Here is a 13,364-nt window from a genome sequence, read left to right as displayed (position 1 = left end):
TGCTAAAAATTGAATTTCAATGAAGTGAAAACATTACGCCCCATCCTTGGTATATTACCCCAATCTGCATAGGTGCTGTAATGCTCATTGAACAGGTTCTCCGCACCTACCTGCAAAACGGCTTTGTAATTCTTAAAGCTGAACGTGTAATCCGCAGAGAGGTTCCACACCATATAGGCCGAAGTAAGGTCTTCACCATATTCTGGGCTGTAATTCTCCTGTGCAAAGTCACCGTTTGCCGAAGTCCGAATGCCAAACTGCCTGTGCATATAATACAGTGAGGTCTGATAGCTCAGTGGACGGATAAAAGGCAGATTGCCTCCTTTGTCGTCCGTTGCCCGTGCGTAGGTAACCGTTCCTTTCCAATGCAGGTGTGTCAGTATATCGTAGTTGGCATTCAATGCCATATTGAACAGTTTGGCGTGGTTCAATGATGTATAACCTTTCACACCGACCGACTGGTAGTTCATCGGGCTTCCCAAGCTCAAAATCCGACCAACGATATAATTCTCGATACGGAAATAGTTTATCTTGGCTTCTATGCCCATCCGCTTGTTCTTATAACCTGCACTCGCATTGGCCTCGTAGGAAATTTCATTTTTCAAATCGGGGTTTCCGATGTAATCGTAGCGGTCAAAACTGTTGTAGATGTAATATCCGTAACCCTCCGAAACGGATGGCGCACGATGCCCGTAACCTGTTCCGACAGAAAAATCAAATTGGTTGATATGGAGTTCGTAACTGGCGTGTAACCCCGGCAATATCCTATTTTTTTCCTGCGGTGTGCCGGGATGGAAAATCCAATTGAACTCGACATATTTGGAACGGTTGTAGTTCCATCCCAAAGAGCCTCCGAAATTCACTCGGCTCATATCCGACATATCCCATGAGTTGTTCATCGAAAGCCCTGCAAAACGGGTCGTCACCCAAGGCCAGCTATACGCAAACATTGTTTTCTTGCTCCTGTCCTGTGGATACATGGTCATTTCCGCAATGGATAGATTGTCGTAAACATTGAGTTGGATTTCGGAACTGTACTCACCATGTTTAAGATTAGCTTTGGAAACCAACCCGTAGGTGGTACTCCAGCCCGGCATATCCATGTGGACAAGATTTTCGGGTCTCTTGGTATCATCCATGTAGTGTTCCACTGCATTGAAATACACCTTGCTATCCCATACCCTCAACAATCCATCTTCAAACAACTGCTTATAGGATGCTGACGTGATAATAGCACGGGAAAGCCATAAATCCATGGGGAGCGCAGGGAAACCCACGTCTTTCGCCTTATCGTAGATGGCATCCACCCTTATCGACGAGAGTTCCCCCGTTTTATACGCCAATCCCAAAGACGTATTGAATTTATTGAATTGTGAATGGTTTACCACATTATTATTTCCATCGTAATAGTTCCCTGCCTTGCGGAAAGCGATACTACCGTCTGCCACGAACTTATCACTGGAATAGGAAAGATTTCCGAGGTTGAAAAACTGTTTGTTGTTGGTCTCAAATCCCGTTTGGTATGCTCCGTTCCATTTTTTTTCAAGGCCAAACGGCGTACTCTTTCTTTTTAGGTCGATGCTCCCTGCCACGGTTGCCCCGTGCATATTGCCCTCCTGCCCCGATGTAATATCAATGGTGGAAAGGTTGTTGCTCTCCACGTATGAAGTAACGGGGTCCATTTTATCCGTACACGCCCCAAAAACGTGCATTCCGTCAATGGTAATGGTAGAGCGTTCAGTACTCATGTTGTTGAGCAACGGCTCCCATGCGTACGCACCCCGTTTGATGAAGCTGATATTGTCGGAAGACGCCAAAAATTCATCCACCGAAACAGCCATTTTCATCTCTGTCTCGATTTTCCGCTTGGCAATGGCCGTTATGGTTACTTCTTCAAGGGTTTTGGTACTGTCACTTTGTTCCTGCTTGTGCGTGTGTTGGGCATTTGCCGTTATTCCAAGAAAGAGAGCCAAAAAAGCAATACTTGTTTTTTTCATAGTCTTAGAATAAAATATCAATATGCAATTCGCTTTTCACACCCACCACGCCCGGCGTGAAATCGGTCGATACGACCGTACCTTTCAATATCTGCCCCTGTTGGTTCAACAGGATGAAATTCAATGTCCAGTTCCCTGTCATCGTGTAGTTAACAACACCGTGGTACAGTCCATCATTCTGCTGTGTTAAGTCTTTGTTGTTGGGTGATGAGTGGTTTCCCATGGATGGTTCGGGCATCCTTGGGTCTAACTGCAAGGTAAAACCACTTACCTCGGTATAGGAAAACTGCGAGGCATCGGGGAAATCTCCGGACGGGGGATTGGTGGGTCTGTTATATCTGTAAATTCCGGCGACCAGTTCGTTTTCACCAACTTTGGGCTTTTGTGGTGATACCAAAGCTATGAAATACTGCTGTTCATCCTTTCCCGTGAACGTGGTCATGTTCAGATTTTGGTTCGTCTGTTCGCTAACGGAGATATTTTGTTTGACCGTATGGGTTTGCCCTGCAATCGTGAAACTGATATAAAGTTCCCAAGTTCTTTCTGCACCGCTCTCGTCCGTAAATACCGAATATCCCGAAAAATAGCTTTCGTCCTGTCTATACACCAAATCGTATCGGTGGGGGCAGGAAGTTCTGTCGCCATTGGCATTGGACATGATGGGTAGGAATGTTACAGCCGTTGCATCCGCTTCTGCGCCAGTCTGACTGCCCGTTATCTTCAGACGAATTTCGTTGTAGCCCTTATAGAACGTTCCGTTTAAGGCTTCAATGCTGATTTTATATCCATCGCTGTTGATGGCATAAACCTCTTTAAACTCGTGGTGTTCGGTAACTTCCGTGTCGATTTCCGCTTCGTAGTCCGTTTTTTCTTTTGTACAGGACACCACCACAAAGCATAATACGGTGAGAAAAAGTATTATTTTCTTCATTGTTATTAACAAATGTGTTGTGAAACCATCACGATTTTCAGGCCACGTAGTGGAATGGAAATCTGATAGCTTCATCACCTTTAAAAATTAAGTTATATCAGATGAAAAATGATTGAAATCCAGTAGGCAGTTGTCCACTTTGGACAAGTTTATGGTATCACCCAAATATGAATGCAAACTGTAATAATACCTATCGCAAATGTTTACTGAAATATTCGGAAACGTATCGGGTTAACAGGGCATATCAATTTCAACTTTGTACCCTACGATACGAAAATATGTCGAATTGAAGTTAAGCCAAATGCTACTGGTATGCGTTAAGCGATTGGGGGGCGGAATACAGGACTGTTGTAGGTAAACCTATAATCAATCAGATAAGGCGAAAAGGTTTCTTCGCTGATTTCCTCATTCGGTTGGTAAACGGAAAAAACGGTTTGTTCCTTATGCACATAGTGCGCACTGTATTCATAAATAACCAAGTTCTTTTTGGTTTCCTCTTTTTCTTTTTCCCTTATTTTCTTCATCAGCACACATTGACCGTCACAATGGAGCTGGGGCTTGTCTTTGTTGATACATTTCGCAATGTAATCGGGCAGGTTTATCTGATAGTCCACAGCCATGATACTGCGATAGAATGATTGCAGTGTCAAAGCGACTAATAGGATATATGCACAAAAACGTATCAAAAGGAAATTATTTTGTGCCAAATATACAGAAACAATCGTTCATAGAAATGACAAACGTCATTTTTGTTAAAATGTTAGAGCAATAACACGATTAGTATCAAACAACAAGCCGTTAGTTTATTTGAAACTGACGGCTTGTTGCTAATTAGAAAATATTAATCCCTGTCCTTTAGTTCTTTCAGCCTTTGCAATTCTTCTTTTGCCCGTTCTGCCTGCTGGGTGGATTGTCTTGCGTTTTCCTCTGCTTTCCTAACGGCAAGTAATCTTTCTTCCTCGTGTTTTACCCATGATTTAAGTTTTTCGGGATTGCTGTTGTATATGGAATCAATATCCATTGATACGGGTGGATAAAATATTCTCACCATTAGGATTTTGATGTCGCTATCGTGCAAAGCGGAATTTGACCGCCAAAGCTGAATGCTGGCGAAAAGAGAAAAAACCGATACAAGCGCAAGGACTGCCCCCGCAATGATATACGGCTGTTGTCGCCCTGTTAGGCGATGCTCCGCAAGGACTTTTATACTCTGTGGCATTTTACTTATTGCTTTCTTCTGTTCTTCCAAAGCGGTGACAAGGTTATCGGTTGCTTTTGCATGCTTTAGGATGGATGCTTTCATTCCCACAAGCGTTTCCTCTGTTACTTTACTATCCAACTTTTTGCTTATTTCAGCCAGTTCGTCCGAATAGTCCTTGGCTTCTGACTGCTGTTTTTCGATTTCCTGTAGACTTCCGTCCATGCTCACCATGACCTCCTGTAGGTCTTTTAGGGTGGTCTGTAATTCCTGTTCGTTCATTTCTTTAGTGTTTTATCTGCTGATTCCTCTTGATTGTTCTTCTCCTGTTTTCTTTTTTTCTTACGCCACATAGGGTCGGGTTCGGGTTCTATCGAAGCGGGCATGTTCAATAGGTCACCGAGCAAGCCTATTCCCGCTTCGTATGTCTCTGACCGCTGTTCCTGCTGTCCGAGTACTTCCCTTATCTGGTCGGCAAGTGTGGGGCTTTCCGTGGTGGAGTGCGTTATTCCTATTGCTCGGTTTTCGCTGAGCTGTTTCTCTATCCCTGCAAAACTGTATTTGCGGTCGATTGCCGAACCTTTGAACTTCACACCGTCCTTTTCAAACGAAATGCCCTGCACTTCATCTGTTCCACTACGGTACTTGTAATGGATACCGATATCCTGCCTTGCAAGCATTGCTTCGACCTCCTTCCACGTGGTGGCTTTTGCAATGATGTCTTTAAGGGCATCAAGAATGGTATAGCGTAGTCTGTCGTTCCCTTTCAACGCCTGCCTGTTCACCTTTGCCTTGCCCTTGCCGAGATGGTAGCCGTAACGCTCGGTCATCTCCCTGCATAACTTTCGGCTCTTGTGCCAATTGTTGAAATTGCCTATCGTCTTTCCATCGTTGTCCACTCGGTTGTAGACAACGTGCAGATGCGGATGTTTTTTGTCCGTATGCAGTACCGTCACATATTGGGTATTCTTGATGCCCATTTTTTCCATGTACTCCCTCGAATGCTGTGCCATCTTCTCCACCGTGAGCTTATCCCTGTCCTCGTTGCTCCAACTAAGGACGGTATGCCCTACGGCATTGCCAAGCTGTGGGCGCATCTTGCGCTGGGCATTTAAATTGGCAATAATAGCCTTGATGCTGTAATCCCTAACGCCTGCCGAATCCAAGACTTTCGACTGTTCACGTTCCAATAGGTAGCGGACACATCCACCGAAGCTCTTGCCTACGATTAACTTAGCTATCATCCCTGCCCATCCTATCCATTAACCGCTCCAATTCACCAAGTACCCTGCGCAGATCCGCCATGATTGTCACAAGCCCACCCGTATGCGCGAGCTTGGTCAACTGGTTGAGGTTGTTTGCTATACCCGACAGGTTACGCAAGTGGCCGGCTTCCTCTTTTGACAGCCTCGGTTTTATCACCGAGGTCTTTGCGGACTGCCGGAACCAATCGCTTATCCGCATGCCTGCATTCCTTGCCCTACCCGAAATGGCGAGCCGTTCGGTAGGGGTCAAGCGGACGACCAGAGAAACGCTTCGTGTGATGGCTTTTTTCGGACGGCCACGCTTGGGTGTTTTCCCGTCCGTTCCTTTTACTTTTGCCAATTTTTTCATTGGCAAACCTCCCCAAGTTTACGGACTGCGACCATCGGGAGCACCCGCCGTTCCCCACTCGCTGGAGCGTGGGGGAACGGTTTTTTGCATTGCAAAAAAATAAACTTGCTCCCTACAGGGCGACAAAGGTTTACCTTTGGAGAACTGACTGCGGGTGGTCGGTCTTTCCGGCTGTCTTTCCGGTATTCTTTCCTACGGACACCCTGCTTTTGGTTGGGGTGGCTACTTATCTGCTGTTGCAGATAAATAACTAACGGAATAGCTGGATATACCGTTATATCATTGTTTCGGTACACCATCATTTCAGCCCCTTTCCGCTTTTTGCGAGGGCATCACGGATGGCCTCGTCAGAATAGTAGACCTTTCGGCCTATGCGTCGGGGTACGAGGATGCCTGCCTTTTCCCAATAGTGCATGGTGGAATAGGCCACGCCGAGCATGAGCCGTGTCTCGGCTCTCGTCCTGTAACCTATGTTCTGTGGGGGTGGGGTCGGCTTTTCTGCCGTTTCTCCGCGGAGTGCCTCTCTAACGGCCTCCTTTACATTCTCGGATAGGATTTCCTTGAACTCCCTGTCCGAATAGCTTGTGAATATCTGCGCCATATCAAACGTATTTGTATGGAGCAATGTTCGGGGGGATTCAAAGGGGGATTGGTCACTATTTCATTTTTGTTCGATAGGATGCCCTGCGGTACTGTTTAAGATATATGGGGCATATATCAGCTATCTTCTTAGTCCTCTTTTTCTTTGGGCAGGTTCGTCCTCTTGTTGCTTTTTCAGCTTTTCAAGTGCTTCGATATCGCCAATGTCTTTGGGTCTTCCCACGTTCCGCTTGTTGCGGATGAGGTCATTGGCACTGATAAACGATATATCAAGTCCGTCTATTTCGGTTTCAAGACGGGTATGGTACGCCTCATCGAAGTCAACACCCGATATGGCATTAAGGATGTCTATGCGTAACGGCGGATAGCCCAATTGGGTAACATAGTTTTCCCGTAGGAAGTCTTCCTCGGTAAGCCCAAGCATGCCAAATCCGAACTCGTCTATCACCTTGACCATTTTTCCTGCGTTCTCCGCATCGGGCTTTATCCATATATCAAGGTCGCCCGTGTGCCTCGGCCTGCCGTGAAATGAAAGGGCATAAGCTCCTACCACCATGTACTTAACTTGGTGGTCGTTCAGAAGCTGGACGAAGTCGGTAAAATCCTGTTCAAATATCATCGTTGCGCTGGGTTACTGTTTTTTCCATGTGTTGGGGGTACGTTCCGAGCAACCAACCGTAATATGCCCTGCGCAGGCGTGTCACTTCGGCTATCCGCTCGGAAGCTGGGCGGTCTAACCAAAACTGGATATCCCGTAGGTCTTCCTCGTCTATCTTTACTTGGCTGGCAACCATTGCCATCTTTCTCTTTTTCATGTTCTCTTTATAGACTTGTTAGTGTAAATATACGGAATTTCGGACAGAAATAAAATAGGGCAAAGGGTGTCTATCCGCTCCTGCCCGTGTTCTTTCTAATGTCGTTGACAAACCTGCCGTTGGGAAAATCCATGTCGGGGCAAATGCCTTTCAGATAGTTAAGTACCTTATCTTCGTTCTTGGCTTCAAAATCCTTTAGTTTGGCACTTCCCGTCGCATTGAACAGCTTGATATCACGTTCGGCCGTGTCCGCCTTGATGGGGTTGCCTCCGAGGATTTTCTGTAGAATCTTGCCCATTTGTCCGTATGTTAGGCCATCGTTCCAAACGGACTTGTCAAGGAACCCCAGCTTGTAAAAGAAGTACATGCGGAGCCTGCCGTTCTCTATGGGGCTGGATGGGTCTATTACCCCATTGTCCGCTTCTTCTTCCTCCTTGCTGTATTCTGACAGTATTTCCTCCAACGTGCGGTTGCGCTCCGTAATGGCGGTTATCTCGTCCTGCTGTTCCTTTACGGTTCGGGCAAGCTCTATGCGCCCAGCATCCTGCACGGCCAAAAGAGCTTTTTTTCCTGTAACTCGGTTTCAAGTTCCTTTAGCCTGCTTTCAAGCCCTCTTATTTTCTCCTGTTCTGCCGAAGTGTAACGGTCGATAACTCCCTTTATACCGTGCATGATGTAGGAGCGGATTTGGTCGGGGGCTCCGTCTATGAAATAGGTGTCACGGATATCGTCATCGTCCTGTATAATGTCGAAGATAATGCCGTCCGCACTCAATTGCTTTAACTTTGTTTCATAACTCTTGAATTTCCCTACGTCGATGTGCACCTTTATCTTGTGCAAGCCCTGCTCTACGGCCATTGCTTCCAGTTCGGCAAGCAACGGGTTCAGCCGTTCCTCTACCTCTTTACGAAAGTGCGATACGTAAGGTGCATCGGTGATGGCTTCTGCCAAACGGTAGTAAGTGCCATCGTTGATGCCCTTGAAGAATTCCATCCAAGCGGTGGCAAAGTAATCCCGTCCGCCGATGGTATTCCATTCCAGCCCCGTACCCGTATGCAGGAACGTCTGCCCGAACCAAGCGAAATCGTTCAATAGAGTATTTAGGTGTTTTAAATCCTTTAAATTCATGTGCGTTCTGTTTTGGTTATCCTGCCTTATCCAGTTCTATTTTTGCGGTGACCGTATCGAGTATGAGCTGTGCGTTTTCCTCACGGGTCATCTTGATATATTTAAAGAAATTAGTTTCCGTGGTATGCCCCGTTATCTTCATGATGGTGAACGTTGGAAGCCTGTAATGCTTGTACATATTGGTGGCGAACGAACGCCTTGCCGTATGTGTTCCCATAGCATCATAGAAAGGAATGGTCACCTGTATCCTTGTACCGCCCTGCGGTACGGTGATGCTGACAGGCTGGGTAAGTCCGGCCATCTTCCCGATAATCTTGATATAATCGTTCAGCTTTTGGTTGCTGATAGGCTTGGGATAGATATACGTGCCGTCCTCTTGGCGGTATCGCTCCATTATTTCCCTTGCAACGGGAAGTATCGGGATGGCCACGAAAACCCCTGTTTTTTCTGTTTCAATATGGATAAAGTCGCCATGAACCCGTGCTTTGTCCGCTAATACCGAATAGTCCTGAAAGCGGAGTCCGCTCCATGCGCCGAGCAGATAAAGGTCGCGCGCGTTCTTCAGACCTGGATGGCCTGTTAGGTCAACGGAATGTATTGCCCCTAACTGTTCTATATCGTTATATACGGCATCGGTTTCTTCCTCCACCTTGATGAACGCCTTTGACTTGTATATCTCGTTGGCATGCCAACCGAGTTCCTTAGCTTCACCCATGAACAGTTTGATGTGCTTGATGACCTTACCGAAGTAGTTGAGCGAAAAACTACGGTCGGTGAACATATAATCCCGCAGGTCATAGTAGAAATCCATTGTCACATTATCGAAGTTAAGCCTTTTCAGCTTTCTATGCTCCACGTACTCCTGCAATAGGCTCCGACTGCCCTCGTATGAGCGGATGGTGTTCTCCTTGTATCGCATCCCTGCCCGTTTGCCTTTCAGCACGGTTCTCTTGCCCTCACGGCTAAGTTTTACCTGTCGGTCGAAAAAGGAAATCAGCGACTGGCTGGGGTCGGATGCCTTTACCGTTGTTGCCCCTGCAAGTAGCCCTATTACCTGTTCCTTAAAGATAGCCTTATCGGGATAGCTTTGGAATTTGTTCACATAGTTTCGGTACTCGGTTTCCACCGTAGCCTTTACGGTGGCAAGCTTTTCGACAATTGCTTTTGCCTCGGCCGATTCAAGCCCTTTCAGTCCGCCAATGGGTCTTTCTTTTTCGGGGTTCCATTTGGCTGGGTGTACCTTTGTTCCCGTTGGAATCTTCACCACGGGCTTGCAGTTGTACTCTACGAAGCACGTTATCGGCGTTGGTTTGGTGGCTCCCGTTTCCCTCAAACGGAAACTGATGCCACATTCGATTTTTACCGTTCTGCTCATAATCCTCTGATTTTAAACCGTTAAACAATAATGCAAGATACAGAATATCGGGCGGACACGCAAGGTGTCGGGGGTTCTTTTGGGGGGTCTTTTTGTCGAATTTGGGTGAATTTCGACGAACCCTATAAAACGAAAAACCGCCTTTAAACGTATTTAAAGGCGGTTTTTGAATCTTCTTGGCTCTCTTTGGAGCCTCTCGGTAGCCCGTAGGGGAATCGAACCCCTGTTTCAAGAATGAAAATCTTGCGTCCTAACCCCTAGACGAACGGGCCGTTTTTGTGTTTCGGTGTGCAAATATAGGAATGTTTGTTCATTGTGCAAAATAAATTTAAAAAAAATGTATTGCTAAAAATATTACGTATTTTTAAAGTTATTACGATTTTAGAATGAACATGAAAAAAACACATCTTATATTGTCTTTAGCATCGTTTATGCTTGTTGGATTGACCTTGCCTGGGATAGCGCAAGATTATTCGAGGGACTTATCCTTACATTGGCGAAAGACTGCCGATTATAATGGGAGGGATAATCTAGATTTACACTTGGTTTTGAAAAATAACAGTGAACAGCAGCTGGAGTTGAAAGATATGGATCTTTGGTTCAATGCGATTTTCCCTATATTAGAGCGAGACGAAAAAACATACAGTATTAAAGATGAGACAGGAAATCTTTTTAAGACTGCGTTTAAGGAGGGTTTATTTATACCGGCAAAGGATTCCTTGGTGATGACCTATACGTCAAAATACGCTTTGGTTAACCAATCGACAGTGCCTAATGGATTTTATTTGCAACATCGTCAAAATACCGAACGCTATTACCCTATTGAACTACATGTAGAGCCGTTAAAACTGGGCGTCACTGAAGAAAATCATTTTTGGGCAGCTTTATACGACAAGAATGTAAATAGACAAGTGCCTGTATCACCCCAACGGGTATTACCAAGACCTTTGTCAATGGATGTGTCGGATGGTGAGTATGTATTGAACGGTGCGTCATCTTATTGGGTAGATCCAATTTTTGCGGAAGAGATGCCGCATTTACAAAAAATTGCGGAAGAACTGAGTGGTGTGCAATTCTATGAAGGGGATGAAAAAAAGGCAGCTATTCGGGTTATTCATTTGGAGGGACAACCTAATGAGGGATACATTCTGTGTGTGGATAAGGATGGAATAACCGTAGAAGCCAGTACGGGTACGGGTGTTTTTTATGCTATACAGACATTACGGTCTTTGCTGAATCCAGAAGATTTTCGGTCATCTGCCATTAGGTTGCCATATACCCGTATTCAAGATGCTCCACGTTATGCGTATCGTGGATTTATGATGGATATTGCACGGAACTTCAAAGATAAGCAAACCATTTTGAGATATTTGGATATGCTTTCCCGGTATAAATTGAATACTTTCCATCTGCATTTTAGTGATGATGAAGGTTGGCGGATAGAAATGCCTTCATTGCCGGAACTTACCGAAATCGGAGCAAGACGGACGCCTTTGTATAGAGATGCCAAAGGTATTCAGCCTGCGTACGGTTCGGGAGGTGTTCGTACAGATGCGCAGTATCTTTCCAAGGCTGATTTCATAGAAATCTTGCAGTATGCTAAGGCAAGACATATCACAATAGTGCCTGAAATCGAAACACCGGGGCATGCACGTGCTTCGATTAAGGCGATGGATGTACGTTATCAAAGGTTTATAGAGGAGGGGAATCGAGCGAAAGCAGAAGAGTTTATGTTGAGAGACTTGGATGATAAATCGGTTTATAGTTCGGTGCAGTATTTCACAGATAATGTTATGAATGTGGCACTGCCATCTGTTTACACTTTTTTAGGTGTAGTGATTGATGATATTAAGGCGATGTATGCTGAAGCTGGTGTGGAATTGAAAAAGATTTCTATGGGAGGAGACGAAGTCCCTAATGGTGTATGGGAGAAATCGCCTAAAATCCAAGATTTGATGAAGTCGGAAGGAATGAAATCTGTCTATGATGTATGGCCCTATTATGTTGCCAAAGTGAATGCCTTGGCCAAAGAGAAAGGTTTGCAAATGGCAGGTTGGGAAGAGTTCGGCATGGTGAACAGAGGAAAAGGTATGGTGGTGAATGATGCTTTATCTGGAGGAAAGATGCAACTGGATGTATGGAATAACCTAATCGGTGGAGGGCAAGAGGATTTGGCCTATCGATTAGCGAATGCAGGGTACGAAACTGTCTATATCAGTGCTAATAATAATTATTTTGATATGGCATGGGATACTAATTTTGCAGAGCCTGGTCTTAAATGGGCTTCCTATGCAGACTTGTACCAGTCTTTTTTATTCTTACCCGAAGCCTTTTTTGCTAATATTGAACACACTGTGAACGGAGCGAAGTTTGGAAAGGAGCGATTTGCGGACAAGGTTAGACTTACTGAAGAAGGAAAGAAAAACTTAGTAGGGGTGAAAGGTGGTTTATGGGCTGAGACAATTGTGGACAGTGAACGAATGGATTATATGGTATTCCCACGGCTCTTTGCGTTGGCACAACGAGCTTGGTCTCCAAAAGCCACCTACGAAGATGAACAAATATTTAAGATCGAGGACTTCAATACAGATTATTCTGCATTTATCCAGAAGGTCGGGTTGAATGAATTACAGAAAGTGGAAGATGGGTTGAATTTCCGTTTGCCTGCTGTAGGTGTGAAAAAGATTGACGGAAAACTGCATGCGAATGTCGAGTTCCCAGGATTTGCGATTCATTATACTACAGATGGAAACGTACCATCAAAAAATAGCCCACAGTACAGCGTTCCTTTAGAATTGAAACAGGGGCAGAAAGTGCAGTTCGCAACGGTGGATGCTTTGGGACGAACAAGCTTGGTCTCTACTTATCAAGAATAAAAAGATCGGTGAGGAAATATAAAAGGCGGCTATACTTATGAGGTGTAGCCGCCTTTTATATTTTTTTTAATTACAGTTGTGTAAACTTTTCTTCCTGCATGTCTGTAAAAGCTGCTACAGTAGGAAAAATAATACTTTTATTACTGTTCTGTACATTTTTGAAAACAGTAGGAAGATAAATCCCTCCGCCAATATCTTTATAGCCATTCACCAAGTATGTTCCGCCGTTGCTTTCAGAAATCTGCTTAATCCACCCAGTTTCTGGATGAAAGAGTAATTCTCCTGAAATATTGTTATGAGGTAGCTGAATGGGAATGGATAATAACTTTTCTGCGTTGACGATACGGGAAGATACCTTACTTTTAGCTTGGTGTAGCTCCGTTTTGGTAGATAAAAAAAGAAACTCGTTATCCCGTTGAAACTGCTCTTGAACCTTATTAAAAGATTCTTGAATCTCACTTGAAGAAGAAATTTCTTCTCCATTAATATAATATTTTTTGAGTTTGCCGGTCTTGTAATTGAAGAGGACAACAAGGTTACTTCCTTTTTCCGTTCTTCCTTCAAAACGAGCTCGACCTGATGAGCGGTGGATAAGGAAACGACGGCCATCTTGTATGTATTTTGAACCATTGCCGTTGACTGTGAACAGGATGTATGTGGTCTGTTCCCATTTCTCCTTGCCCCCAACTCCCTTCCACAGTAAGTCGGATCCCTGCCCCAAGCAAGGTTGAAGACAGATATACAATATTGCAAAAGCAAGTGTTAACAGTTTGTTTTTCATATTTGCTATCTCGTTCTATGCTTCTTCTTAGGATATGTGCTGTAAGCCG

General features: G+C 44.9%; 14 protein-coding genes and 1 tRNA gene. 1 reads left to right on the top strand and 14 read right to left on the bottom strand.

Annotation, left to right across the window (positions count from 1 at the left end; translation table 11 throughout):
* Window positions 1-2: 2 nt before the first annotated feature.
* From BM375_RS05740 to BM375_RS05675, 13 genes are all read right to left on the bottom strand, one after another.
* On the bottom strand, window positions 3-1,997 hold the full coding sequence (locus BM375_RS05740; RefSeq protein WP_093364359.1) for a TonB-dependent receptor plug domain-containing protein: 1,995 nt from the start codon (window positions 1,995-1,997) through the stop codon (window positions 3-5).
* A 4-nt stretch (window positions 1,998-2,001) separates the two neighbouring features.
* Window positions 2,002-2,928: a hypothetical protein gene (locus BM375_RS05735; RefSeq protein WP_093364358.1), complete on the bottom strand. Its 927-nt coding sequence runs from the start codon at window positions 2,926-2,928 to the stop codon at window positions 2,002-2,004.
* A gap of 317 nt (window positions 2,929-3,245) precedes the next feature.
* The gene (locus BM375_RS05730) at window positions 3,246-3,614 is read right to left on the bottom strand and encodes a hypothetical protein (RefSeq protein ID WP_139227508.1); all 369 of its coding nucleotides are present in this window, start codon (window positions 3,612-3,614) and stop codon (window positions 3,246-3,248) included.
* A gap of 155 nt (window positions 3,615-3,769) precedes the next feature.
* The gene (locus tag BM375_RS05725) at window positions 3,770-4,408 is read right to left on the bottom strand and encodes a hypothetical protein (protein WP_093364355.1); all 639 of its coding nucleotides are present in this window, start codon (window positions 4,406-4,408) and stop codon (window positions 3,770-3,772) included.
* Window positions 4,405-5,370, bottom strand: a complete 966-nt coding sequence (locus tag BM375_RS05720) for a relaxase/mobilization nuclease domain-containing protein (protein WP_093364353.1) — start codon at window positions 5,368-5,370, stop codon at window positions 4,405-4,407. The genes BM375_RS05725 and BM375_RS05720 overlap by 4 nt, the downstream gene beginning before the upstream one ends.
* Window positions 5,360-5,740 (bottom strand): MobC family plasmid mobilization relaxosome protein, encoded by a 381-nt coding sequence (locus BM375_RS05715; protein ID WP_093364352.1) that lies wholly within the window; start codon window positions 5,738-5,740, stop codon window positions 5,360-5,362. The genes BM375_RS05720 and BM375_RS05715 overlap by 11 nt, the downstream gene beginning before the upstream one ends.
* 298 nt (window positions 5,741-6,038) lie before the next feature.
* Window positions 6,039-6,341 carry a MerR family transcriptional regulator gene (locus tag BM375_RS05705; RefSeq protein WP_093364349.1) on the bottom strand — a complete coding sequence of 101 codons (303 nt, stop codon included), beginning with the start codon at window positions 6,339-6,341 and terminating at the stop codon, window positions 6,039-6,041.
* A 120-nt stretch (window positions 6,342-6,461) separates the two neighbouring features.
* Complete coding sequence (locus BM375_RS05700) at window positions 6,462-6,959, bottom strand: nucleotidyltransferase (RefSeq protein WP_212611631.1); 498 nt, start codon at window positions 6,957-6,959, stop codon at window positions 6,462-6,464.
* On the bottom strand, window positions 6,949-7,155 hold the full coding sequence (locus BM375_RS05695; protein ID WP_212611630.1) for a hypothetical protein: 207 nt from the start codon (window positions 7,153-7,155) through the stop codon (window positions 6,949-6,951). Before BM375_RS05695 ends, BM375_RS05700 begins: the two co-directional genes overlap by 11 nt.
* Window positions 7,156-7,225: 70 nt before the next feature.
* Entirely contained in the window at window positions 7,226-7,705 is a 480-nt protein-coding gene (locus tag BM375_RS05690) for a hypothetical protein (protein ID WP_093364347.1), read from the bottom strand.
* The gene (locus tag BM375_RS05685) at window positions 7,684-8,283 is read right to left on the bottom strand and encodes a hypothetical protein (protein WP_139227506.1); all 600 of its coding nucleotides are present in this window, start codon (window positions 8,281-8,283) and stop codon (window positions 7,684-7,686) included. Before BM375_RS05685 ends, BM375_RS05690 begins: the two co-directional genes overlap by 22 nt.
* A gap of 16 nt (window positions 8,284-8,299) precedes the next feature.
* On the bottom strand, window positions 8,300-9,658 hold the full coding sequence (locus tag BM375_RS05680; RefSeq protein ID WP_093364344.1) for a phage integrase SAM-like domain-containing protein: 1,359 nt from the start codon (window positions 9,656-9,658) through the stop codon (window positions 8,300-8,302).
* A 200-nt stretch (window positions 9,659-9,858) separates the two neighbouring features.
* Window positions 9,859-9,930: transfer RNA gene (locus BM375_RS05675), tRNA-Glu, on the bottom strand.
* A gap of 120 nt (window positions 9,931-10,050) precedes the next feature.
* Between BM375_RS05675 and BM375_RS05670 the strand changes: the two genes are divergently transcribed.
* Window positions 10,051-12,534, top strand: coding sequence for a beta-N-acetylhexosaminidase (locus tag BM375_RS05670; protein ID WP_170852598.1), 2,484 nt, complete (start codon window positions 10,051-10,053; stop codon window positions 12,532-12,534).
* Between the two features lie 70 nt (window positions 12,535-12,604).
* On the opposite strand, the gene BM375_RS05665 is transcribed toward BM375_RS05670, so the two are convergent.
* The gene (locus BM375_RS05665; protein ID WP_139227505.1) at window positions 12,605-13,315 is read right to left on the bottom strand and encodes a hypothetical protein; all 711 of its coding nucleotides are present in this window, start codon (window positions 13,313-13,315) and stop codon (window positions 12,605-12,607) included.
* Window positions 13,316-13,364: the final 49 nt, after the last annotated feature.

This window comes from Sphingobacterium wenxiniae, assembly GCF_900116225.1.
Taxonomy (GTDB): Bacteria; Bacteroidota; Bacteroidia; order Sphingobacteriales; family Sphingobacteriaceae; genus Sphingobacterium; species Sphingobacterium wenxiniae.
Note: the sequence above shows the minus strand (reverse complement) of the source record. Positions and strands in the feature narration are given on the sequence as shown.